This is a genomic window from Romboutsia sp. (genome assembly GCF_056995035.1).
The window spans coordinates 19,520-44,905 of sequence record NZ_JBXKIW010000083.1; the positions used below are offsets into that span (position 1 = coordinate 19,520).

At 28.7% G+C, this 25,386-nt stretch carries 26 protein-coding genes; 24 read left to right on the plus strand and 2 right to left on the minus strand.

Going from position 1 to position 25,386, the window contains the following annotated elements; all coding sequences use genetic code 11:
- Positions 1-201 precede the first annotated feature (201 nt).
- The 18 genes from AC11VW_RS13115 (at position 202) to AC11VW_RS13200 (ending at position 17,237) form a co-directional block, all read left to right on the plus strand.
- A complete protein-coding gene (locus AC11VW_RS13115) occupies positions 202-1,083 on the plus strand; it encodes a YicC/YloC family endoribonuclease (RefSeq protein WP_484301876.1) in 882 nt (293 codons plus the stop codon).
- A 63-nt stretch (positions 1,084-1,146) separates the two neighbouring features.
- Positions 1,147-1,764, plus strand: coding sequence for a guanylate kinase (gmk, locus tag AC11VW_RS13120; RefSeq protein WP_484301877.1), 618 nt, complete (start codon positions 1,147-1,149; stop codon positions 1,762-1,764).
- A gap of 1 nt (position 1,765) precedes the next feature.
- Positions 1,766-2,032 (plus strand): DNA-directed RNA polymerase subunit omega, encoded by a 267-nt coding sequence (rpoZ, locus tag AC11VW_RS13125; protein WP_484301878.1) that lies wholly within the window; start codon positions 1,766-1,768, stop codon positions 2,030-2,032.
- Positions 2,033-2,038: 6 nt separating this feature from the next.
- Positions 2,039-3,238 carry a bifunctional phosphopantothenoylcysteine decarboxylase/phosphopantothenate--cysteine ligase CoaBC gene (gene coaBC, locus AC11VW_RS13130; protein WP_484301879.1) on the plus strand — a complete coding sequence of 400 codons (1,200 nt, stop codon included), beginning with the start codon at positions 2,039-2,041 and terminating at the stop codon, positions 3,236-3,238.
- A 96-nt stretch (positions 3,239-3,334) separates the two neighbouring features.
- Positions 3,335-5,824 (plus strand): primosomal protein N', encoded by a 2,490-nt coding sequence (priA, locus tag AC11VW_RS13135; protein WP_484301880.1) that lies wholly within the window; start codon positions 3,335-3,337, stop codon positions 5,822-5,824.
- Positions 5,825-5,843: 19 nt separating this feature from the next.
- A complete protein-coding gene (gene def / locus AC11VW_RS13140) occupies positions 5,844-6,284 on the plus strand; it encodes a peptide deformylase (protein ID WP_484301881.1) in 441 nt (146 codons plus the stop codon).
- Between the two features lie 14 nt (positions 6,285-6,298).
- Entirely contained in the window at positions 6,299-7,228 is a 930-nt protein-coding gene (fmt, locus tag AC11VW_RS13145; protein ID WP_484301882.1) for a methionyl-tRNA formyltransferase, read from the plus strand.
- Positions 7,229-7,237: 9 nt separating this feature from the next.
- Positions 7,238-7,990, plus strand: coding sequence for a DUF116 domain-containing protein (locus AC11VW_RS13150; RefSeq protein WP_484301883.1), 753 nt, complete (start codon positions 7,238-7,240; stop codon positions 7,988-7,990).
- Positions 7,991-8,126: 136 nt separating this feature from the next.
- Positions 8,127-8,825, plus strand: a complete 699-nt coding sequence (locus AC11VW_RS13155; RefSeq protein ID WP_484302008.1) for a zinc metallopeptidase — start codon at positions 8,127-8,129, stop codon at positions 8,823-8,825.
- Positions 8,826-8,902: 77 nt separating this feature from the next.
- Complete coding sequence (gene rsmB / locus AC11VW_RS13160; protein WP_484301884.1) at positions 8,903-10,228, plus strand: 16S rRNA (cytosine(967)-C(5))-methyltransferase RsmB; 1,326 nt, start codon at positions 8,903-8,905, stop codon at positions 10,226-10,228.
- A 7-nt stretch (positions 10,229-10,235) separates the two neighbouring features.
- Complete coding sequence (gene rlmN / locus AC11VW_RS13165) at positions 10,236-11,267, plus strand: dual-specificity RNA methyltransferase RlmN (protein WP_484301885.1); 1,032 nt, start codon at positions 10,236-10,238, stop codon at positions 11,265-11,267.
- Between the two features lie 17 nt (positions 11,268-11,284).
- Positions 11,285-12,034 carry a Stp1/IreP family PP2C-type Ser/Thr phosphatase gene (locus tag AC11VW_RS13170; RefSeq protein WP_484301886.1) on the plus strand — a complete coding sequence of 250 codons (750 nt, stop codon included), beginning with the start codon at positions 11,285-11,287 and terminating at the stop codon, positions 12,032-12,034.
- A 12-nt stretch (positions 12,035-12,046) separates the two neighbouring features.
- Positions 12,047-13,762 (plus strand): Stk1 family PASTA domain-containing Ser/Thr kinase, encoded by a 1,716-nt coding sequence (gene pknB / locus AC11VW_RS13175; protein WP_484301887.1) that lies wholly within the window; start codon positions 12,047-12,049, stop codon positions 13,760-13,762.
- A 139-nt stretch (positions 13,763-13,901) separates the two neighbouring features.
- On the plus strand, positions 13,902-14,783 hold the full coding sequence (gene rsgA, locus AC11VW_RS13180; RefSeq protein ID WP_484301888.1) for a ribosome small subunit-dependent GTPase A: 882 nt from the start codon (positions 13,902-13,904) through the stop codon (positions 14,781-14,783).
- Between the two features lies 1 nt (position 14,784).
- A complete protein-coding gene (rpe, locus tag AC11VW_RS13185) occupies positions 14,785-15,441 on the plus strand; it encodes a ribulose-phosphate 3-epimerase (protein WP_484301889.1) in 657 nt (218 codons plus the stop codon).
- Between the two features lie 12 nt (positions 15,442-15,453).
- Positions 15,454-16,095 (plus strand): thiamine diphosphokinase, encoded by a 642-nt coding sequence (locus tag AC11VW_RS13190; protein ID WP_484301890.1) that lies wholly within the window; start codon positions 15,454-15,456, stop codon positions 16,093-16,095.
- A gap of 227 nt (positions 16,096-16,322) precedes the next feature.
- Complete coding sequence (locus tag AC11VW_RS13195) at positions 16,323-16,850, plus strand: flavodoxin domain-containing protein (RefSeq protein WP_484301891.1); 528 nt, start codon at positions 16,323-16,325, stop codon at positions 16,848-16,850.
- Between the two features lie 237 nt (positions 16,851-17,087).
- The gene (locus AC11VW_RS13200) at positions 17,088-17,237 is read left to right on the plus strand and encodes a 2-oxoglutarate translocator (protein ID WP_325276720.1); all 150 of its coding nucleotides are present in this window, start codon (positions 17,088-17,090) and stop codon (positions 17,235-17,237) included.
- A gap of 241 nt (positions 17,238-17,478) precedes the next feature.
- Here the strand turns inward: AC11VW_RS13200 and rpmB are convergent, their stop codons facing one another.
- Positions 17,479-17,667, minus strand: coding sequence for a 50S ribosomal protein L28 (gene rpmB / locus AC11VW_RS13205; protein ID WP_484301892.1), 189 nt, complete (start codon positions 17,665-17,667; stop codon positions 17,479-17,481).
- Between the two features lie 370 nt (positions 17,668-18,037).
- Here rpmB and AC11VW_RS13210 point away from each other — a divergent pair, with 370 nt between their 5' ends.
- The 6 genes from AC11VW_RS13210 (at position 18,038) to AC11VW_RS13235 (ending at position 24,017) form a co-directional block, all read left to right on the plus strand.
- Positions 18,038-18,388, plus strand: a complete 351-nt coding sequence (locus AC11VW_RS13210) for an Asp23/Gls24 family envelope stress response protein (protein ID WP_484301893.1) — start codon at positions 18,038-18,040, stop codon at positions 18,386-18,388.
- A 14-nt stretch (positions 18,389-18,402) separates the two neighbouring features.
- Entirely contained in the window at positions 18,403-20,028 is a 1,626-nt protein-coding gene (locus AC11VW_RS13215; RefSeq protein ID WP_484301894.1) for a DAK2 domain-containing protein, read from the plus strand.
- Positions 20,029-20,165: 137 nt separating this feature from the next.
- Positions 20,166-22,226, plus strand: coding sequence for an ATP-dependent DNA helicase RecG (recG, locus tag AC11VW_RS13220; RefSeq protein ID WP_484301895.1), 2,061 nt, complete (start codon positions 20,166-20,168; stop codon positions 22,224-22,226).
- A gap of 40 nt (positions 22,227-22,266) precedes the next feature.
- Entirely contained in the window at positions 22,267-22,815 is a 549-nt protein-coding gene (rsmD, locus tag AC11VW_RS13225) for a 16S rRNA (guanine(966)-N(2))-methyltransferase RsmD (RefSeq protein WP_484301896.1), read from the plus strand.
- A 177-nt stretch (positions 22,816-22,992) separates the two neighbouring features.
- Positions 22,993-23,502, plus strand: a complete 510-nt coding sequence (coaD, locus tag AC11VW_RS13230; protein WP_484301897.1) for a pantetheine-phosphate adenylyltransferase — start codon at positions 22,993-22,995, stop codon at positions 23,500-23,502.
- A complete protein-coding gene (locus AC11VW_RS13235) occupies positions 23,493-24,017 on the plus strand; it encodes a hypothetical protein (protein ID WP_484301898.1) in 525 nt (174 codons plus the stop codon). The genes coaD and AC11VW_RS13235 overlap by 10 nt, the downstream gene beginning before the upstream one ends.
- A gap of 45 nt (positions 24,018-24,062) precedes the next feature.
- Here the strand turns inward: AC11VW_RS13235 and ylbJ are convergent, their stop codons facing one another.
- Positions 24,063-25,268: a sporulation integral membrane protein YlbJ gene (ylbJ, locus tag AC11VW_RS13240; protein WP_484301899.1), complete on the minus strand. Its 1,206-nt coding sequence runs from the start codon at positions 25,266-25,268 to the stop codon at positions 24,063-24,065.
- Between the last annotated feature and the right edge of the window lie 118 nt (positions 25,269-25,386).

The window sequence follows — 25,386 nt, forward strand, 5'->3', positions numbered from 1 at the left end:
AAAATTAAAAAGAGCAGAATTATGAAATTTTAGAAGTTGTATAGAAATAGGAAATAACTTTATTACTATAGACGAAAGATTTAATGGTAAAAAATTTAAAATGTAGCATCCAACGTTGGATGCGTAAAAATAGAAATAGAAGATTTTGTTTATATGACAAGACCTCTATAAAAATATGTGAAGGAAATTTGGAGGTATAATATGGCTATAAGTATGACAGGTTTTGGAAGAGGAGAATATAAAGATGATAACTATTGTTTTTTAATAGAATGTAAAACTATAAATCATAAGTATGCAGATATAAATATTCGTCTACCAAGAAAAATAGCATTTTTAGAAGACAAAGCAAGAAATTTAATTAAAGACTATGTAAAAAGAGGAAGAGTGGATTTATACATAAAGCTTGACTTGTTAGGTAATGAGGATGTAAACTTAAAGTTTGATGACGTGTTGGCTAGTCAATACGTAGGCATACTAAAGCAAATAAGAGATAAATTTGATTTAGTAGACGATATAAGTGCTATGAATATAGCTAAGTTTCCAGATATAATAAAAAGTGAAGAAAAAGAAGAAGATGAAGATCTTTTATGGTCAATGTTAAAGAGAGCATTAGAAGAATCTTTAGTTAAGTTAAAAGAAATGAGAAGCGAAGAAGGTAAAAAATTAGCAGAAGATGTTATAATGAGATGTGATCTTATTAAAAATTATATTGAAGAAATTGAAAAGTACTCATATAATGTTGTTATTGACTATAAAGAAAAGCTAAACAATAGAATAACTGAAATATTAGAAAATCCAAGTTTAGTAGATGAAAATAGATTAGCTCAAGAAGTAGCAATATATGCTGATAAGAGCAGTATAACAGAGGAAATAGTTAGATTTGAAAGCCATATAGAACAGCTTAAAAAGACAGTTGTAAAAAATGAATCAATCGGAAGAAAAATAGATTTCTTAATTCAAGAAATGAATAGAGAAACTAATACTATAGGTTCAAAATCGTCAGATTTAAATATAACTAATTTAGTAGTTGAAGTTAAATCTGAGTTAGAAAAAATAAGAGAACAAATTCAAAATATAGAGTAGAAAAATATAACATAGATTTCAATAAAATGACAAACATTTGTATAATTAGAAAGGAAGATAGTAATGCTTAAGAGAAAAGGGCTATTATTAGTTGTATCAGGTCCATCTGGCGCTGGAAAAGGTACAATATGCAAAGAACTATTAAAACAAAATGATCAAATAAAATTATCTATATCAGCTACAACTAGAAAGCCAAGAAATGGTGAGGTTGATGGAGTGAATTATTTCTTCTTAGAGAAAGAAAAATTCCAAGATATGATAGGAAAAGGCGAGTTTTTAGAATATGCTCAAATTTATGATAATTTCTATGGAACTCCTAAAGCTGCTATAATAGAATGCTTAGAAAATGGGCAAGATGTTATATTAGAAATAGAAATGCAAGGAGCAAGACAAATAAAAGATGTATATCCTGAGGGAGTATTTATATTTGTATTACCTCCATCTCTTGAAGAACTAAAAAATAGAATAGTTGGAAGAGGAACTGAAACTAAAGAAGAAATAGAAAAGAGATTTAGTTGTGCATTTGAGGAAATAAATCAGATAGTAAATTATGACTATTTTGTAGTTAATGGTGATGTAAATAAATCAGTTAAAGAAGTAGAAAGCATAATATTATCTGAAAAGAATAAGGTTACTAGATATAAAAATAATATAATAGAAAAATTCAAGGAGGAATTATAATATGTTAAAACCATCAATCAATGAAGTACTAGACAAAATAGACAACAGATACTACTTAGTTGGAACTGTTGCAAAAAGAGCAAGAGAAATAGTAGATGGTGCTGAAATCTATGTTGCAAACAGAAACAAAGAAACTAAGCCAGTTAATTTAGCTACTCAAGAAGTTGTAGACGGAGAAATCACTTATAGACTATTAACTGAAGAGGAGATAGAAATAGCAGAAGCTAAGCATCATGCAGAACAACAAAAAACTATAGAAGAGGAGTAATTTTCTATGTTTAAAGATAAAACTGTTGTAATTGGTGTAAGCGGTGGAATCGCTGTGTATAAAACTTTAGATATTATAAGCAGATTGAGAAAACTAGGCGTAAATGTTAATGTTATAATGACTGCATCAGCAGCAGAATTTGTTACGCCATTATCATTTCAGTCTTTAAGTCAAAATTATGTAGTTTGTGATATGTTTGAAGACCCTAAAACTTGGGATGTAGAACATATATCTCTAGCAAAAAGAGCGGATGTATTTTTAATAGCACCTGCAACTGCTAATGTTATAGGTAAGATGGCTAATGGTATAGCAGACGATATGCTTACAACAACAATTATGGCTACTAAAGCTAAGGTTTTAATAGCACCAGCTATGAATACTAATATGTATGAAAATCCGATAGTTCAAAGAAATATAAATATATTAAAAGAATTAGGATATAATTTTGTTGATCCTGAAAGCGGTAGACTTGCTTGTGGAGACACGGGAAAAGGAAAGTTAGCTACTCCAGAAACTATAGTTGATGAAGTTGTTAAGCTACTTAGCGCAAATCAGGATTTAAAAGGAAAAAGTATAATAGTTACTGCTGGACCTACAATGGAAAGTATAGATCCAGTGAGATTTATAAGTAATAGATCCAGTGGAAAAATGGGTTATGCAATAGCTATGCAAGCTATAAACAGAGGAGCGGATGTAACTTTAATATCTGGGCCTACAAACTTAACACCACCACAAAATCTTAAGAAACTTATTAGAATAGAAAGTGCTAAAGATATGTACGATGCAGTGATAGAAAACTTAGATGAAAATCAAGTTGTTATAAAAAGTGCAGCCGTAGCAGATTATAAACCTAAAAATTACGTTAATAAAAAGATTAAAAAGTCTGATGATGATTTATCTATAGAATTAGATAGAAATAAAGATATTGCATATGAAATAGGTAAAATTAAAAATGATAAAATACTAGTTGGATTCGCAGCTGAAACCAATGACCTTATAGAAAATGCAAAAGGTAAAGTAAAAAAGAAAAACTTAGACTTTATAGTAGCAAATGATTTAACTAAGGAAGGTGCAGGCTTTGGCGTTGACACTAACATAGTTAAGATTATAGATAAAGAAGGTAATATAACAGAATACCCGAAAATGAAAAAAGAAGAAGTAGCTAATGTTATTTTAGATAAGGTTAAAATACTACTTAAAAGATAAGCATCTATTAAATATAGATGCTTTATTTTTGAAGTAAATTGGACATAATTCAAAATAAATGAATTAACTAGCTTGTATAAAAATAGAGGTCATAATATGGAAAAATATGCAAAAGTAGTAGTAAGAAGTAACACTATATATACAGACAACTTATTTACATACAAAGTTCCAGATTTTTTAATAAGTGAAATAAGTATAGGGCATAGGGTATTAGCTCCTTTTGGAAGAGGAAATAAACCAACAGAGGCCTTTGTATTTGAAATTATAGATACAGTAGATGAAAATATAAAAATAAAAGAAATTGTTGATGTATTAGATGAAAATCCTATATTTAAAGTTGAAGATTTAGAGTTAGTAAATTGGATGAAAAATAGATATTTATGTACATATATAGATTGCATAAACTTAATATATCCTAAAGGTTATAAATTAAATAACTATAAAATGGTAAGATTACATGAGAAAATAGATGAATTAGGTGAGTATGAATTTAAATCATTTTTATCAACATTAAATGAATCACAACAAAAAATACTAGATGCTATAGTAAGTAATAAAGGAAAAGTTAAAGTCGAGAAGTTAAAATATATTCAAAATCTTAATAGTTTGCTAGATAGAATGGCTAAAAAAGAGATTATTAATTTGTATTGGGAATATAAAGACCATAAAAATGAAAAAAAAATATGCTATGTAGCTTTAACCATGGATAGTGATGAAGTTGATGAGTATATAAAAGATAATAAAATAAGCTTAGGAAGTAAGCAAAAAGAAGTAGTAAAGTTTTTAAAAAATAATCAAAATGTAGAAATAAATGATGTAATGGAGTTATTAAGTGCATCTAAGAAAAGTATTACCTCCTTACATGATAAGAATTTAATTACATTGGAATTAAAAGATTATTATAGGAATCCAGAAAGTATTTATAGCTCAACATATAAAAATATAAAATTAAATTCTGAGCAACAATATGCAATAAATAAAATAACATCAGAAATGTTTAAAGAATGTAAAAAACCATATATGTTACATGGAGTAACAGGAAGTGGAAAAACAGAAGTATATATGGAAGTTATTGACTATACCTTGAATCAAGGGCTAGATAGTATAGTTTTAGTTCCTGAAATTGCACTTACACCACAGACTATATCCAGGTTTAAAAATAGATTTGGAGATATAGTAGGAGTATTCCACAGTCAATTATCAGAAGGGCAAAAACATGATGTATATAAAGCTATAAAGGCTGGTAAGGTAAGAATTTTAATAGGTGCAAGATCAGCTTTATTTGCACCATTTAATAGTTTAGGAGCAATAATAATAGATGAATTTCATGAAACTTCATATAAATCAGAAAAAAATCCTAAGTTTAGCGCTATAGAAGTAGCTAAGTATATGGCTATGAAAAATAGTATATCCTTAGTGCTAGGATCGGCAACTCCATCAATAGATGAATACTATAAAGTTGAAAGTGGAGAGTATGAACTTATAGAAATAAAATCTAGAGCTAATAATAAGCCACTTCCTAAGATAGAAGTTGTAGATATGAAATCTGAGTTGAATAATGGAAATAAAAGTATATTTAGTACTACATTACAAAATGAAATAGAGGAAACAATTAAAAATAAAAATCAAGTAATATTGTTTTTAAATAGAAGAGGATATGCAAGTTTTGTATCTTGTAGGAAGTGTGGATATGTTTTTCAATGTGAAAATTGTGATATATCATTAACTTATCATAAAGGAAAAAATATTGGGAGATGCCATTACTGTGGATACGAAAAAGAAATTCCAAAAGAATGTCCGGAATGTAGTAGTCATTATATAAAACCATTTGGAGTTGGAACACAAAAAATAGAGGAAGAGCTAAAAAGTATATTTACAGAAGCTAGAGTGCTTAGAATGGATAAAGACACTACATCTAAAAAGGGTTCTTTAGAAGAAATATTAAATAAATTTAAAAATAAAGAAGCTGATATATTAATAGGAACTCAAATGCTTAGTAAAGGATTAGATTTTGATAATGTTACTTTAGTAGGTATTCTATCAGCTGATATGATACTTAATTTCCCAGATTATAAAAGTTTTGAAACTACATTCCAACTAGTAACCCAAGTTTCTGGACGTGCGGGAAGATCTGATAAAGAAGGAAAAGTAATACTACAGACGTATGATACTGACCATTATGCAATAAGAAGGGCTATAAATTATGATTATGAAGGTTTCTATGAGGATGAAATAAAAATAAGAAAAGCTTTTGGATATTCCCCATTTAATAATATGATAAGTGTAGTAATAAGCGGAGAAAATGAAAAAATAGTAAAACAAAATGCTCAAAATATGCATGATTCAATTATTTATTTACTGAAAAATAGGGGTATAAATAATTTTGAATTCATATTAGGGCCAAATCCGTGTTCAATATCCAAAATAAATCAAAATTATAGATGGCAAATATTATTTAAAGATGATAATATTGAAATTAATTTATTAAAGGGTATAATAAAATATATATGTATAACAAAAAGAGATGTTGTATTTAATAAAGAAGTTAACGTATCAATAGATATTAACCCAAACAGCGTATTATAAAACCAGGAGGAGAATTAAAATGGCATTAAGAAAGATAGTTCAAATAGGAGAACCAGTATTAAGAAAGAAATCAAAAAAAGTAGAAAAAATAGATGAAAAAATAATACAATTATTGGATGATATGGCAGATACAATGTATCAAGAAGATGGTGTAGGTCTTGCAGCGCCTCAAGTTGGAATATTAAAAAGAGTTGCAGTTATAGATATAGGGGATGGAATAATAGAACTAATAAATCCTGAAATAATAGAAGCATCTGGAGAACAAATAGATGATGAAGGATGTTTAAGTGTTATAGGTGAAGTTGGAATCGTTAAAAGACCTTATAAAGTAAAAGTAAGAGCATACAATAGAAAAGGACAATTATTTGAAATAGAAGGTGAAGAACTTTTAGCTAGAGCATTCTGCCATGAGATAGACCACTTAGAAGGAATATTATTCGTAGACAAAATAGAGAAGTAGTAGGAGTTGAGAAAATGAAAATAGTATTTATGGGAACTCCAGAAATTGCAACTGGATGTTTACAAAAAATTATAGATGAAAAATATGAAGTTATAGGTGTGGTAACTCAACCTGATAAACCTCAAAATAGAGGTAAAAAATTAGGGATGCCACCTGTAAAAGAACTTGCATTAAAATATGATATACCAGTATATCAACCAGTAAGAGCTAGAGAAGAAAGCTTTGTAGAAACTTTAAAAGAACTTCATCCTGATGTGATAGTGGTTGTGGCATTTGGTCAAATACTTCCTAAGGATATACTTGATATACCTAAGTTAGGGTGTATAAATGTTCATGTTTCGCTATTACCAAAATACAGAGGAGCAGCTCCTATAAATTGGGTTATAATAAATGGAGAAACAAAAACAGGTGTAACTACTATGTATATGGATGAAGGTCTAGATACTGGAGATATGATACTAAAAACTGAGTTTAATCTTGATGATGAAATAACAGCTGGAGAACTTCATGATCAGATGATGGAGATAGGGTCACAAACTTTAAAGGAAACACTAGATTTAATAGAAAAAGGATGTGCACCTAGAAAAAAACAAAATCACGATGAATTTAGTTATGCACCAATGATGAATAAAGCTTTAGGAAACATAGACTGGAATAAAAGTGCTAAAGAAATACATAACCTTGTAAGAGGTGTAAATCCATGGCCAAGTGCTTATACGAAATATCACGATAATACTATGAAAGTATGGAAGACGCGAGTATTAAGTGAAACTAGTGATAAAGCTTGTGGAACTATACTTAAGGTAGATAAAGATGGTATGAGAGTAAGTACAAAAGATAATGTTATCTTAATAGAAGAATTACAGATGCCAGGAAAGAAAAGAGTATTAGTATCAGAATATATAAAAGGAAATAGTATAGAATCTGATAAAGTACTAGGTTAGGTGAAATATATGATAGATACAAAAAAATATATGACAACTATAGGTATACTTTTAGTAATACTTTTAATTTCAGGAGTAGCTATTAATATTTTTATATCTAGTTTAACTCATATATTTACTATGTTTATAGATATTATAGTAGTTATTGTAGCAGTAGCAATAGTATTTTCTATAGTGGTTACACATAATATAATTAAGGATAAGGAAGTTAATCCTTTAGCAATGAAAGTGAACTTTAAAATAGTTAGCATATTATTTCCTATAATAACTTTTGTAGCAGAATTAATTGGAATATCTAAAAATGAAATAAGAAAAGTATATGTGAAGTTAAATAATAAATATATATATAGCAATAAATATAGCATTAAAGCAGAAGAAATACTTATACTTATACCACATTGTGTTCAAAAAAATAGTTGTAAATTAAAAGTAACTACTAATATAGAAACATGTGCTAGATGTGGTTTATGTAATATAGGTGATTTAGTTAAATTAAAAGAAAAAATAAATGTAAATATTTTTGTAGCTACAGGAGGTACACTAGCTAGGAAGATTATAATAGATAAGAAACCTAAGGCTGTTATAGCGGTTGCTTGCGAAAGAGATTTAACAGCAGGAGTTCAGGATGTTAGAAATATACCAGTTTTAGGGGTATTTAATAAAAGACCTAATGGACCTTGTGTAGATACAAGTATAGATGTAGATGAAGTAGAAGAAGCAATAAATTTTTTTATGTTAGATAAAACTAGAAACTATAGATAATAAAAATACTTTACTGAAATGATGCTTAATCAATTAATATAGTTTGGTGTAGAATAAAGATTTACTCAATATATTTGTAATATCTATAGAGTCAAAGACTAAAGAAGTTAATTTAGATAGGAGTGTGTTTTACATGATGTATCCTGGTTATTATGGATTTGGATTCGATCCTACACTTATAATATTACTTCCTGCAATATTATTTACGATGTATGCTCAATTTAAAGTTACATCTACAACAAGTAGATACTTAAGAGTAAATGCACGTAGAGGATATAGTGGAGAACAAGTAGCTAGAAAGATATTAGATTCAAATGGTTTATATAACGTTAAAATAGAAATGGTTAGAGGTCGTTTAAGTGATCACTATGACCCAAGAAGCAATGTAGTTAGATTATCTCAAGATATTTATTATGGAACATCTATAACATCAATTGCAGTTGCAGCACATGAATGTGGTCATGCGATGCAACATGCTAAAGGATATGTACCTCTTAATTTAAGAAGTGCTTTAGTTCCAGTAGTAAACTTTTCATCGAGTATGTCGTGGTTTTTAATAGCAATAGGGTTTATGATGAGAGGACCTTTTTTAGAAATTGGTATATTATTATTTTCAGCATCGGTATTATTCCAAATAATAACTTTGCCAGTAGAATTTAATGCATCAAATAGAGCAGTAGTTCAACTTTCTAACTTAGGAATTGTTGAGGGTAAAGAAGCTAACCAAAGTAGAAAAGTACTTACGGCAGCTGCATTAACATATGTAGCAGCAGCTCTTACATCAATTCTTCAATTATTAAGATTATTAGCAATAGCAAATAGAGATAATGATTAAAGTAGATTGTCCTAGTACTTCTAGGACTTTTTCTACGGAAATCTAAATAGAATATAGATATTCGAGGAGAAAATTATATGAACGCAAGAGAAATAGCATTTAAAGTACTAACTGACATAGAAAAAAATAAAAATTATTCTAATATGTCAATAAACAAACATTTTAAAGATTTAGAAATAAAGGATCAAGATAGAGGGTTTACTACTGAATTAATATATGGAGTGGTAGAAAATAGAAATTATCTAGATTATATTATGGACAAACTTTCAAAAATGAAATCAGAAAAGATGCAGATGCATGTTAGAATATTTTTAGAAATGGGAATTTACCAAATCCTATTTTTAGATAGTGTTTCAGATTATGCAGCAGTAAATGAAACTGTAAACTTAGTTAATAACCATGATAAAAAATCATCAGGATTTGTAAATGCAATTCTTAGAAATGTAATAAGACAAAAAGATACTATAGCAAAGGTAGATATAGAAGATAATATAATGTACTTATCTACAAAGTATTCATACAAGCCATGGATGATAAAAAATTGGATTAAAAGTTTTGGGCAAGAATTTACTGAAGATTTACTAGAAGCAAATAATGAAAAACCAAGCATTTATATAAGGGTGAATACTTTAAAGACTACTAGAGATGAACTTATGAGTAAGTTATCAGAAATGAATATAAAATGTTTTAAAGTATCTACATTAGAAGAAGCAATAAGAGTAGAAAACCTTAAGAATATAGAAAATAATAAGTTGTTTAAAGATGGATTATTTACGGTACAAGATATAAGTTCTATGATCGTAGGAAAAATAGTTAATCCTAAAGAAAATTCTCTTGTACTAGATATATGTAGTGCTCCAGGTGGAAAAACTACTCATTTAGCAACAATTATGAATAATACTGGACATATAGTATCTAGGGATATATTTGAACATAAAATAAAACTTATAAATGCTACTGCAAATAGATTAGGACTTACAAATATAGAAGCGGAATGCTTTGATGCAGCTATGCTAGATAATGATAGTATAGATAAATTTGATTATGTTCTAGCAGATGTTCCTTGTTCAGGTCTTGGGATAATAAGAAGGAAACCAGAAATAAAATATAAAGAAAAAGCAGATCTTAAGGAATTACCATCTATACAAAGTAAGATATTAAAAAATGCTTCAAAGTATGTTAAAGTAGGCGGAGTTTTAGTATATAGTACATGTACTATTCAAGATGTTGAAAATATAGATATAGTTGAGAATTTCCTTAAAGAAAACGATGATTTTGAATTAGTTCCAATAGATGCAGTTAATGTAGATGTAGACAATCAAGATAAGGGATATTTAAAAATATATCCACATATTCATGGTATGGATGGTTTCTTTATAGCGAAATTAATAAGAGTAAGGTAGTGATAATATGAATCAAAATAAAGTAGCATTAAAAAACTTTACAGAAGCCCAAATGAAGGATTTTATGAAAACTATAGGTGAAAAGCCATTTAGAGGTAGTCAAATTTTTTCATGGATATATAGGGGAGCTAAAAGTTTTGATGATATGAATAATATACCAAAAGGGTTGAGAGACAAATTAGAACAAGTATCCTACATTGGTAATATAGAAATGGAATTAAAACTAGAATCTAAAAAAGATGGAACTAAAAAATACTTATTTGAGTTAAAAGATGGAAATATAATAGAAACTGTAATGATGGATTATGAAAGTAGAGTTACAGTTTGCGTTTCTAACCAAGTTGGTTGTAGAATGGGATGTAAATTTTGTGCATCTACTATAGATGGATTAGTAAGAAATCTAGAACCTTGGGAAATATTAGATCAAATAATGAAAATACAAGAAGATACAGGTAAAAGAGTATCAAATATAGTTTTAATGGGAAGTGGAGAACCATTAGATAATTTTGAAAATACTAAGAAGTTTTTAGAAGTTGTAAATGACGAAAATGGATTAAATATAGGATATAGACATATAACTTTATCAACTTGTGGTATAGCTCCAAAGATGCATGAACTAGCAGATTTAGGTTTACCTATAAATTTAGCTCTTTCACTACATTCACCGTATGATGAATCTAGAAAAGAAATCATGCCAGTAGCTAATGCATATTCTATAAAAGAAATACTAGATGCTTGTAGATACTATATAGCAAAGACGAATAGAAGGGTTACATTTGAGTATGCTTTAATAAAAGATGTTAATGATTCAGAAAAAGATGCTCAAGCTTTATCAAAGTTATTAAAAGGTATGTTATGCCATGTAAACATAATTCCTATAAATAAAGTAGAAGAAAGAGATTTTGAAAAACCTGATAAAACATTTGTTTATAAATTTAGAGATAATTTAGAAAAAAATAATATACCAGCTACAGTGAGAATATCTATGGGCTCTGATATTAGTGGAGCTTGTGGACAATTAAGAAGAAAGCATAAGTAGCTTAAGGGGGAAGTCGTATGATTTATAGTTGTGCCTCCGACATAGGAAAAGTTAGAAAAAATAACGAAGACTATTGTAAGGGGGAAATTATAGAAACAGATTTTGGATCTATAGGAATATTTGCTTTAGCGGATGGAATGGGTGGACATAAAAAGGGCGAAGTTGCAAGTAAACTGGCTGTAGAAAATATTATGTGTTTTTTAAAAGAGAATTTATTACAAAGTAACAATATAAAGATAGATTATGTGGATGATATAATTAAACAAGCTTACAACAGTGTTAATACTATTATTTATGATAAATCAACTAAGGATAAAGAGTGTGAAGGTATGGGAACTACATTAACAACCGCTATATTATACAAGGATAATTTATATGTAGCGAATGTTGGAGATAGTAGATGTTATTTATTAAATGAAAATAATCTTTCTAGAGTTACAATAGATCATTCTGTAGTAGAAGAACTTATTAGAGCTAATGTTATTACGGAGCAAGAAGCAAAAACGCATCCTAGAAGAAATCATATAACTAGAGCAATGGGAACAGATGAAATAGTTATAGTAGATATATTTAAGCATAAGATAAATAGAGGTAATAGGGTACTTCTAGCAAGTGATGGATTAACAAGTTTTGTTGAAGATAAGACTATAAAAGAAATAATAATAGGGTGTGAACCCCTTGTAAATTTAACTAAGAAATTAATAAATATAGCTAATGATATAGCTGGAAGAGATAATATTTCAGTTATACTAATAGAGGATAAATAGGATGGTGATAAAGTGGGAGATACTGTTTTAGGAAATAGATATGAAATCATCAGAAAAATTGGTGATGGAGGAATGGCTTTCGTATATGAAGCCAAAGATAGGTTATTAAACAGAACTGTAGCAGTTAAAGTTCTTAGACCGGAGTTTGTAGATGATGAAGAATTTTTAGGCAAATTTAAGAGAGAAGCAGAAGCGGTAGCTAGTCTTTCTCACCCTAATATAGTAAATGTATATGATGTAGGAGAAGATGGAAAAGTTCATTATATAGTTATGGAATTTATTGATGGACAAAATCTAAAGGAAATAATAAAAAATGAAGGAACATTAGATGAGTATACGGCTCTTGATATAGCAAAGCAAATAGCTATGGCTCTTAGTGCAGCACATAAAAAAGGAATTGTGCATAGAGATATAAAGCCACATAATATACTTATATCCAATGAAGGTAGAATAGTTAAGGTTGCAGATTTTGGTATAGCTAAAGCTGTATCAAATTCGACTATGACTAATATTGGAAGTATAATAGGTTCTGTACATTATTTTTCGCCAGAACAAGCAAAGGGAAAATTTGTAACTAGTAATGCAGACCTTTATTCTCTAGGAATAGTTTTATACGAGATGTTAATAGGTAAGGTGCCTTTTAGAGGGGATAGTCCTATATCTATAGCTCTTCAACATATAAATGATGATATAGAATTTACACCTGATGAGAAAGTAAGTATACCACAGAGCGTAAGGACTATAATAAAAAAATTAACTGAAAAATCAAGTATTGAGAGATATCAAAGTGCAGAAGAGTTAATAGAGGATATAGAATATATAGAGAAAAATATAGATTTAGATTTTATAAAAGAATACGATAACTATGCAACGCAAAAAATAGACGAGAAAGAATTAAATAAGCCTACAAGGAAAGCTTCTATTGTTACAAATGTAGAAGACGACGATGACTATGAAGAGCCAGAAGAAAAACCTAAAAGACGTGATAGAAAGAAAAATAAAAAAAACCAGGCTAAAGAAGATAGCCCTACAGCAAAAAAATTATGGATAGCTGCATTGGTTATATTAATAGTAGTACTTAGTACACAATTTTATTTAGCAGTTAAATTCTTCGCTAGCGGTAATAAAGATAATATAGAGTCGGTGGTTACGCCTGATGTACAAAATATTTCTTTATATGATGCACAAAAACAAATTGAAAAATTAGGTTTAAAAGTTACTTTAAGGGAAGAATTTAATTCTGATATAGAAAAAAACTATGTAATATCTCAGGCACCGGTAGCAGGAACTGAAGTTAAAGCAGGAGATTCGATAAGTATAACGATAAGTAAAGGATCAAGAGAAGCTGAAGTACCTAATGTAGTTGGAATTAGCTTAGGAGAAGCAGAAAATATACTAAAAGAAAATAAATTAAAGTTAGGGACTATAACTTATGAATTTAGTGACTCTTTTAAACAAGGCATAGTATTAAGACAAGATCCTAAATCAGGATTAGGAAGTGTAGAAGAAGCAGATAGAATAGCTGTAGTAGTAAGCAAAGGTCCAAAGGCTGTAGCGCCTCCTGTGGAAGAAAAGGAAGCACCGGAAGTGGTACCGACACCAAAACCAACACCAGAACCAAAGCCAACACCAGAACCAACACCAACACCAGAACCAACGCCAGAACCAACACCAACACCAGAACCAACACCAGAACCAACACCAGAAACTCCACAAGTTCAAGAATAGTATGAAAGCCCAACTTAATTAGATTAGGTGGGCTTTTTGTATAATGAAAATAAATTATGATAAATTATAAACTTATTATGATATTATATAAAAATAGGATACAATATTTATATCAGTAAAAATTTAGAGGAGGTAATAAATGTTAAATGGACAAATTATAAAAGGGATAGGGGGATTTTACTACGTAGATACAGAAAATGGACTTTATGAGTGTAGAGCTAGAGGAATATTTAGAAAACAAAAAGTAACACCTTTAGTTGGAGATAGAGTTAGTATAAGTGTAGTTGATGAAGAAACTAAAAAGGGCGTTGTTGAAACTATTGAGAACAGGGATACAGAGCTTGTGAGACCTCCTATAGCAAACGTAGATAAAGCACTAATAGTATTTGCGATAAAAAATCCTAACCCTAATTTATCCCTATTAGATAGATTTATAGTATTAGCAGAAAAAGAGAATTTAGAAATAGTTATAGTACTTACTAAAGCAGATTTAGATGAAGATAATAAATTAGAAGAATTAAAAAAAATATATGAGCTTAGTGGATACAAGGTAATTCCAGTAAGTAACAAAACAAAATTAAATATAGAAAGAATAAAAGACGAACTAAGAAGTAATGTGGTAGTATTTGCAGGACCATCAGGAGCAGGAAAATCTAGCTTATTAAATGAAATAGATAAAAACTTCAAACTACAGACAGGTGAGGTTAGTGAGAAGATACAAAGAGGTAAACATACTACTCGTCATGCTGAACTTCTAAAACTAGAATGTGGAGGTATGGTAGCCGATACTCCAGGATTTAGTTCTTTAACGCTTAATGATGTACTAGAAAGTGAGCTTAAAAAATACTTTATAGAATTTGATGAGTTTGATGATTGTAGATTTGGATCAAGATGTATACATGAAAAAGAGCCGAGTTGTGCTGTAAAAGATGCTGTAGAAAATGGGGAAATATCAAAGGAAAGATACAAAAGTTATCTACAGCTATTAAATGAAATAAGACAAGGGAAAAGGAGATACTAAAATGATTAAATTAGCACCATCAATACTATCTGCAGATTTTGCAAGATTATTAGAAGATGTAGAAAAAGTAGAAAAGGCAGGATGTGAATATTTACATATAGATGTTATGGATGGAAACTTTGTTCCTAATATAACTCTAGGTCCTGGAATTGTAAAATCATTAAGAAAAGACGTTAATATGGTATTTGATGCACATCTTATGATAGAAAATCCAGACCAATATATAAAAGATTTTGTAGATGCAGGGTGTGATTTAATAGTAGTTCATCAAGAAGCGTGTAGGCATTTACACAGAACAATACAAAATATAAAGTCTTATGGTATAAAGGCTGGAGTGGCATTAAATCCTGCTACATCTATAGAAACAATTAAGCATGTATTACAAGATGTTGATATGGTGCTTATAATGACTGTAAATCCAGGATTTGGTGGTCAATCATTTATAGAAGGTATGATACCTAAGATAGAAGAGTTAAAAGGGCTTATAGATAGCCAAAATCTTAGTGTAGATATACAAGTAGATGGTGGTATAAAGCCAGATAATGTAGAAAAAGTTGTTAAAGCAGGTGCGAATATAATAGTTGCAGGGTCGGCAATATTTAATAGTGATGATATACAAACAACAGTAAATTTATTTAGAAAGAACGCATCTTTGTAGGAGATTACTATTATGAAGGTTTGCATTATTTTAAATGGAGAAATAAAAGAGTACAAGGCTATAAAGAGCATGTTAATAAAAGAACAATATGACTACATAATATGTGCTGATGGAGGAGCTAATCATACATATAATATGAATATTGTTCCTGATTATATAATAGGAGATTTAGATTCTGTACAGGTTGAAATAGTTAATTATTATGAAAATTGTGGAGTTCGATTTGAGAAATTTCCAAGTAAGAAAAATGAAACAGATACAGAGTTATGTATTTATTTAGCAGATAAATTAAAAGCTGAGGAAATTCATTTTATAGGAGCCTTAGGAGGAAGAATCGATCATACTATTGCCAATATTAATTTACTTTATTATGTAAGGCAAATGAATATAGTGCCTAAAATCTTTTCAGAGAAAGAGCAAGTATACATAGCTACAAATGAAGAAATTACAATATATGGAAATGAGGGGGATGTAATTTCTGTTATACCTATAAATGGAGATGCTAGAGGGATAACACTCACTAACCTAGAGTATCCACTTAATAATTATGATATGAAATTTTATTTACCTATAGGCATTTCAAATGTTATGTTAAATAAAGAATGTAAACTAAAAGTAGAAAATGGAAGTATAATTATAATAAGAAACATATAGAAGATGGCGATTAGCCATCTTTTTTTAATGGAAACTATGAGTGAAATAAATAAAATTTTTTAGTTATTTTACTCATAATCAAAAAATGTAAAAGGGAAAGTTAATGTATTAGTCATATAGATATAATATAAGAATTTTTGAATTGAATTCATAAGTGTATGTAATGAATTTAGAATACAGATTATTGGAGCATGAGCTAAGATAAATTTCAAATAAGGAGGGTATTTATGAGTAAAGATATAGCAGTTATATATAAATCTAAATATGGAAGTACTAAACGTTATGCTGGATGGATAGCACTTAGATTAGACGCTGATTTATATGAGGTAAGTGATATAAGGTCAAGGGACTTAGATGAATATGATACCATAATATATGGAGGAGGACTATACATTGGAAATATAAATGGATTAAAATTTTTAACTAAGAACTATGACAGAATTAAAAATAAAAAAGTTATAGTATTTTCAGTGGGCATGGAATCGGAAAATAATGACTTAAATAAAAAAATTATAGATAAAAATTTTGATGAAGAATTAATAAATAATATAGGTTTGTTTAGTTTTAGGGGTGCATTTGATTATGGACAATTAAATTTAATTGATAAGTTATTAATGAAAGGATTGAAAAAGAGTATTTCAGAAAAAAGTATTAGAGATTTAACCGAAGATGATAAAATAATATTAGAAGGATTTAAACAATCAGTAGATTTATGTGATAAAAAAGCTATTGATATATTAGTAGAGAGTGTGTAGTATACAAAAAAGATGTGTCTATGATGCATCTTTTTTTAGTTTTAACAGATAAGTTTTAGCAACTAATATTTTTTATAGGTATTTTGAGACGTATGTGGTTAAATCACTTAAGCAATGTAAGTGAAGCTAATTTTAAATAAAAAAAGTAGGACAGGTCTAAATATATCTTATTTTGCATAAATTTAAAGTATAGAAGTAACGAGTAGGCTAATAAAAGCACACAGGGAGGTGTTTTTAATGAGAAACAATTCTAAAGGATTATTAGGTATTTTATGCCTAGCAACAGGGAGTGCTGTAATTTTATCTATGATACTGCCTAGCTGGATATGGACAGCACTTACGGCATTAGTCCTTATTGGATGTGGGGTATTATTTTTTTTATATTGAGTAGAATTTAATAGGAGTCAATAATTAATTAAAATTCTAATAAGTAAAAATGATTTTTTTAGCTATAAAAAAATATACTGTATCATTAGAAATAAAAATAAAATTATAGGGGGAATAGATTATGAAGATGATAACAATAAAACTACCAAAGTGGATTTCTAATATAGTTTTACGCTTCATGAAAAAATAAAAAATCATAAAAATAAAAGCCTACTTGAAAAGTAGGCTTTTAAAAAAGCAATTAAGCTCTTTCTATTTTACCAGAACGTAAACATCTAGTACAAATCTTTACTCTCTTAGGAGTACCATCGATTATAGCTCTAACGCTTCTTAAGTTCGCTGACCACGTTCTTCTGCTGTGTCTATTTGAATGTGATACTTGGTTTCCTGCAACCTTACCTTTACCACATACGCTACATATTTTTGCCATTACGTACACCTCCTTAAATGATAACTATAATTAAAGACTAAAAACATATTTATATTAACATAAATATTAAAAACGTGCAATAGAAATATATATTTGCTTTACACGTATTGAAGAATGTCTTGTTATCATATAAAATTATATATATAATTTTGTATAAAGTAAATATTAAAAAAAGAAATGTTAATAGTTTCTTTTTTTAAATCATCCAATTTTACAAAATATTTACTGAAATAAATTTGAGCAGGTTTAAATTATACCATATTTATAGTATTATAGGATATATAAATTTCTATAATATAAAGAATAGAAAGTTTTATCCTTTTTTGAGCAAAATAAAAATAATAAAAAAATGAACTTAAGGGGGTCAATCATGAGTGCGAGAGTAAACAATCAATATGGAAGTATAGAAATAGATAAGCAAGTTATATCACAAATAGCATGTAGAGCGGCTAAAGAAAGTTATGGATTAGTAGGCTTAGCATACAAATCTAAAGGAATAGTAGAGCTATTAAAAGGTGATAACGCATTTAAAGGTGTTTTAGTAGAAGAATTAGAAAATAACACTATAGCTATAGAGTTATATGTTATATTACAGTATGGAACAAACATATCTACAGTTGCAAATAATATAATTGATAAAGTAAAATATACAGTTGAGAATATGACAACTATAAAAGTAAGCAAGATAGATATTAATGTGCAAGGAATTAGAGTTAAGTAATTAGGAGGAAAAAAATGATTCAATATATACATGGAAAACAATTAAGAGAGATGTTTGTATCAGGTGCAAATAATCTTCAAAATCATAAAGATTTAGTTGATAAACTAAATGTATTCCCAGTTCCCGATGGAGATACAGGGACAAATATGTCTCTTACTATATCTTATGCAATGAAAGAATTATCTAAAGTAGAAACTGATGTTATAACAGATATAGGTAAAGCATTATCAAAAGGATCTTTAATGGGTGCAAGAGGAAATTCAGGTGTTATATTATCACAGATAATAAGAGGGTTTACAAAGTCTATAGAAGGTAAAGATAAGATATCTACAGAAGACTTAGCTAAAGCTCTTAAAAATGGATCTGACACAGCATACAAGGCTGTTATAAAACCGATAGAGGGTACAATACTTACAGTTGTTAGAGAAAGTGGAGAATATGCTGTACAAGCTTATAAAAAAGAAAATGATTTAGCTAACTTTTTCCAAAAGGTAATAAAAGAAGCTAATGAATCTTTAAATAGAACTCCACAACTTTTAAAAGTATTAAAAGAGGCTGGTGTTGTAGACTCAGGAGGAAAAGGGCTAGTTTTAATTTATGAAGGGATGTATGCTGCATTAAAAGGTAATCCTATACAAATAAAAGACCCTAGTTCAGTTGATGTATCAAATGTAGAGGTATCAACTAATCCAATAAACACAGATGATATAAAATTCAGTTACTGTACAGAATTTATATTAGAGAGCAAGGCTATAGATGATGCTCAAATAAGAGATATGATGATGAAATATGGAGATAGTTTAGCTGTAGTAGGAGATGAAGGTATAATAAAAGTACATGTACATACTAATGATCCAGGTCTAGTATTACAAGATGCTTTAAAATATGGACAATTAGTAACTATAAAGATAGAAAATATGAAAGTTCAACATGAAAATTTAGTAATAGAAGCTAAAGATGAAGCTGCTTCTTCAGTTGAAGAAAAAGAATTTGGATTTATAGCAACTTCTATGGGTGATGGGCTTGCACAAATCTTTAAAGATTTTGGAGTTGATCACATAATAGAAGGTGGTCAAACTATGAATCCAAGTACAGAAGATTTCATTAAGGCTATAGAAACGATTCATGCTAAAAATATATTCATATTCCCGAATAACAGCAATATAATAATGGCTGCAAATCAAGCAAAAGAATTAAGTGAAAAGAATATAATTGTCATACCTACAAAGAATACTCCTCAAGGATTTACTGCTTTAGTAAACTTTAATGGAGATACGACTGTAGAAGAAAATGAAGAAGCTATGATGAATTCTTTAGGACTAGTAAAATCAGGTCAAGTAACTTTTGCTGTTAGAGATACAGTTATGAATGACGTTGAAGTTAAAGAAGGCAATATAATAGGAATAGCAGAAGGAAAATTATTAGGAGCAGGAGATGGAGTTGATGAGATAACTTCGAATCTTGTTGAAAAGCTAGTGGATGAAGATAGCGCAATAGTAACGTTATTCTATGGAGAAGATGTAAGTGAAGAAGATGCAAATAAACTTCGTGATAAATTAGAAGAAAAGTTTGAAGATATTGACGTAGAACTATACTACGGAGGTCAACCTCTTTATTATTATTTAATTTCAGTTGAATAATATATTTATAGATAATGGGTAATAGTCTAGCTTTATTTATTAGATAATATAAATATAAGTAAATTTTAAAAGTCCTGTATAATCTTACTACTTTTTAGGGGTGATTATGCAGGACTTTTGTTTAATAGGTGATTAAAATGATAGATTTAGAAAAAGATATACAGTATGTAAAAGGTATAGGTCCTAAAAAAGCTACAAAGCTTAATAAATTAGACATATTTACATTAAGAGATTTATTATATTATTTTCCTAGACAATTTGAAGATAGAAACAATCTAAAGAAAATAATGCAGTTAGAAAATGATGAAAAAGCTACGATAAAAGTAGTAATAGTAGGAGTAAGCACATCTAGCCCAAGAAAAGGAATGGATATAACTAAGGTGGATGTGAGGGATGAAACGGGATACGCAAAATTAGTATTTTTTAATCAACCATATGTAAAAAACACATTTAAATGTGGAGATACAATATTAGTTTTTGGTAAGATAAAAAAAGAGTTTAAAAATATAGAATTAAGTTCTTGTGAAGTCGAGCACCTTACCAATTCTCCTAAAAATACTTGTAAAGTTATGCCTATATATCCACTTACATATGGAATAACTAATAAAGAGATTATAAGCATAATAAAGACAGTACTTGCTGATAAGGAATTAAAAATAAAAGAGTATCTTCCACAAAGAATTATAGAAAAATATCATTTATGTAGTATAGATTATGCTGTAAGAAACATTCATGCTCCGAGTAGCAAAGAAGTTTTAAAAATTGCTTTATACAGAATTATATTTGAAGAATTCTTAATACTGCAGTTAGGTTTATTTATGTTTAAAAACGGAGTATCTGAAGTAGAAGGTATAAAGTTTAAAGAAAATAAAAAACTAGATGATGTATTAAAATCACTACCATTTAAATTAACAGGAGCTCAGGATAGAGCATTAAATGAAATTATTAAGAATATGGAATCTGAAAAAGCTATGAATCGTTTAGTTCAAGGGGACGTTGGGTCTGGCAAAACTGTTGTAGCTCTTTTAGCACTTGCAGATTGTGTTTTAAATGGTTATCAAGGAGCATTAATGGCTCCGACTGAAATACTTGCAGAACAGCATTACATATCTCTTACAGAGACTCTAGAGCCCTTTGGTATGAATGTTGACCTATTAGTAGGTAGTCTTACTAAAAAACAAAAAGAAAAGGTATTAGAAAGAGTCAAAAACAAAGAAATAGATATATTAATAGGGACTCATGCTTTAATTGAAGACAAAGTTGAATTTAATAATTTAGGATTAGTAATAACAGATGAACAACATAGATTTGGAGTTAGACAAAGAAGTAAGTTATCTGAAAAAGGAGATAATCCAGATATACTAGTAATGACAGCTACGCCTATACCAAGGACTTTAGCATTAATACTATATGGAGACTTAGATATTTCTATAATAGATGAACTTCCACCAGGAAGACAGCCAATAGAAACTATTGCTGTTGATAAAGGAAAAAGAGATAGAGCTTATAATTCATTAGTAAGAAAAGAAGTTGAACAAGGTAGACAAGTTTATATAGTATGTCCGTTAGTAGAAGAGAGTGAAGCAATAGAAGCAAAGGCTGCAGTGGAATTAGTAGAAGAATTAAAATTAGAATACTTTAGCGATCTTAGAGTAGGACTTTTACATGGAAAGATGAAAGCTAGTGAAAAAGATACTATTATGAAAAGTTTTAAAAATAAAGAAATTGATATACTAGTATCTACAACTGTTATAGAAGTAGGTGTAAATGTTCCTAACGCAACTCTTATGATAATAGAAAATGCGGAAAGATTTGGACTAGCACAACTTCATCAGTTAAGAGGAAGGGTAGGAAGAGGAAAACATAAATCATACTGCATATTAATCTATGCATCTAAGTCGGAGGTTTGTAGACAAAGAATGTCTATAATGGAGGAAACCAATGATGGCTTTAAAATATCAGAGAAAGATTTACAAATAAGAGGACCAGGAGAATTCTTTGGAACAAGGCAACATGGCTTACCAGAATTAAAAGTAGCTAATATATTTAAGCATATGAAGATATTAAAATTAGCTCAACAAGAAGCTAGATATATAGTATGTGAAGATTATAAATTACAAAATTTTGAGAATCAAATGCTAAAAAAAGAAATTATAAATAAATTTGAGTACTTAGTAAAAGAAATTTCGTTAAATTAATTTAAAATTATGTTAAAATATACAATGAGGTGAAGACACGTTGAGAGTAATATCAGGAAAAGTAAGAGGATTAAAGTTAAATACTCCTCAAAATGAAGATGTAAGACCTACTACAGATAGAGTTAAAGAATCTTTATTCAATATGATAAGCCCATACATAATGGAAAGCAGTGTCCTAGATTTATTTGCAGGAACTGGATCTTTAGGTATAGAGTGTTTATCTAGAGGAGCACAAAAATGTGTTTTTGTAGATATAAGCAAAGATAGTATAGCAATAGCAAAATCAAATATAAAAAAAGCAAGAGTTGAAAATGAAAGCATAGTTTTAAATTTAGACTTTAAAGATGCTATAAGTAAACTTAAAATACAAAAAAGTAAATTTGATATTATATTTATGGACCCACCATATTATAAAAATATGTTTATAGACGCGTTAGAAAAAATAGATGATGCAGATTTATTAGATGAAGATGGGATAATAATTATAGAGCATGATAGCAAGGATGAATTCCCTGAAAATATAGGTCGATTAGATAAATCTAAAGCTAAAAAATATGGAAGTACAACTTTAACATTTTACAAATTATAGTTTTTAAATTCATAGATGCTACATAAACAAACAGAGCCATTGATGATATAAGAAAAGTAAATTCTGAGCAATGGGCAAAGTTGTTAATGGTATGAGTAAAGTGAATTTTAAGTAATGGACAAAGTTGTTGACATTATGAGTTAAGCGAACTTTATAAAGTGGAGGCCATAAGACGAAATGGAAAAGAAAATAAGAAAAGCTATGTTTGCAGGTAGTTTTGATCCAATAACAAACGGACATTTAGATATAATTTGTAGATCGTCAAAAATATTTGATGAACTACAAATTGGGGTACTTTATAATCCGAATAAAAAGGGTATGTTTAATTTTGAAGAAAGAGTACATCTTATAAAAGAGTGTACTAGCCATTTAAATAACATCAAGGTGGTAAGTTTTGATGGGCTTCTAGTAAATTATTGTCAAGAAAATGGAGTAGACACTTTAGTAAGAGGGATAAGAAGTGGGGCAGATGTTGAATATGAGTTACAGATGGCTCATATGAACAAAGAATTAAATCCAAATATAGAAACAATTATACTACCTACAGCTACTAAGTATTCATTTATAAGCTCATCTTTAATTAAAGAAGTATTAAATTTTGATGCAGATATAAAAAATCTAGTACCAAAGGTCGTTTTAGAAGAATTAAAAAGAAAAGCAGATAGGGGGAATAAAAAATGTATGTAGACTTAGAAATGATTGAGTTATTTGAAGAATTAGAAAGTATAATAAATAACGCTTCCTCAATACCTTTTTCTCAAAAATCAGGTATAGATAAAAATGAAATTTTAGGAATTATAGGTGAAATAAAAGTATTGATTCCAGAAGAAGTTAAACAAGCTACTTGGATAAACAAAGAAAGACATAAAATAATAAATGATGCAAAGCAAGAAGCATCGGAATTAGTAGAACAAGCTAATAAAGAGTCTGAGAGAGTAAGAGAAGAATACAACAACAATAGAGAAGAATTAAAGAAAAACTCCGATGATATTGTTAAAGCATGGATAGAAGCTAGTGAGCCGGTAGTACAAGCGGAGCAACAAGCCAAGGCTATAATTGATAAAGCTGAAAGAGTAGCAAATGAAATTAGAATAGGTTCTATAGAGTATGCAGAGAATATACTTTCAAGTGTTGAATATAATTTAAAAAGTGTATTAGAAGAAGTTGCAAGGGATAAAGCAGAATTAAATCCAAAAAGATAAGTAAGTTATAATTTTAAACAAGTTGCAAAACAAAAAAAGAAAGCATTAGCTTTCTTTTTTTGTTTTGCAACTTGTTTTTTCTATAAATACCAATGATACTAATATGTAAATTATTATGAGTATAGGAAGTATTATTTTATAGTTTGACATATAATAGTTCCAACCTGAGTTGTTGTAAAAGACATTATATACACTAGAAAAATTAGATACAAAAGCTGTTGATTTAAACAGTGGATATAATAAAAATGTAAATATACTCGCTAAAGTACCATGTAAAAATTTACTGAATATATACAGGCCAATATTTATATCTGTTTTAGCTAAAAAATCACAACATTGAGCTAAGATGGATAAACCACTGAATCCTATTAAGAAACTTGCCAAAGTAGCTCTTAGAACCTCAGGGGTAGAGGTAACGCTAGCTATTTTGTTACAACCTATAGTTATTTCAAATAAACCACTAATAAATGCATAACAGAGTTCTTTTGTCACACCAAATAAAGATAAAGGAATATATAATATATTTGACATTAAAGAAACAATGTTGAATAAAGATAAAATTTTAAAAACAACTGAAAAAATAATTACAAAACCACCAACCATAAGTAGAGTATTTACACCATTAAAAACAGCATTTCCAAATAAAGCGAAGAATCCTTGACCGCTAGAATGTCTAGTATTTATTACATTTTGAATATTTGTTCTTAATGAGTTAGACGACTTAGGAATAACTTCTTTACCATAATTTCTAAAAAATAATCCAACGGATATGGCACCCAAGTAATGGCAAGTAATCATTAAATAACCTAAGGATGAATTTTGAAACATGCCTGTTGCTACTGCCCCTATTATAAAAAGTGGGCCAGAGGTAGAGCAAAATGATACGAGTCTTTGAGCTTCAGATTTAGATATTTGAGAGTTATATCTAAGTTCTGAAGCAAATTTTGCGCCAACAGGATAGCCTGAAAATGTTGATATTACAAAAACTAAAGCACTTTTACCTGAAACATTGAAAATAAATCTTGTAATAGGATTTATTATAAAACCTATTATATCTACTATTTTTAAATCTACAATTAAGTTGGCACCAATTATAAAGGGCAAAAGAGAAGGGATTAAAACGGTAGTCCAAATATTTAAACCTTCTTTTGCAGCTGATATAGACTCATTAGGAAATATTATTATCCCTAAGATTAAAAATAGAACAATGAATACAGGTGTAAAAAAAATCACTAATTTACTTTTTTTCATATTACCACCTAATAAAATATATAGTATAAGATAAATATATTAACTTTATAAAATATATATGAATAAAAATTATTAGGATATATAATATACATAGGTAACAAAGTTTTATTGGGAGGAA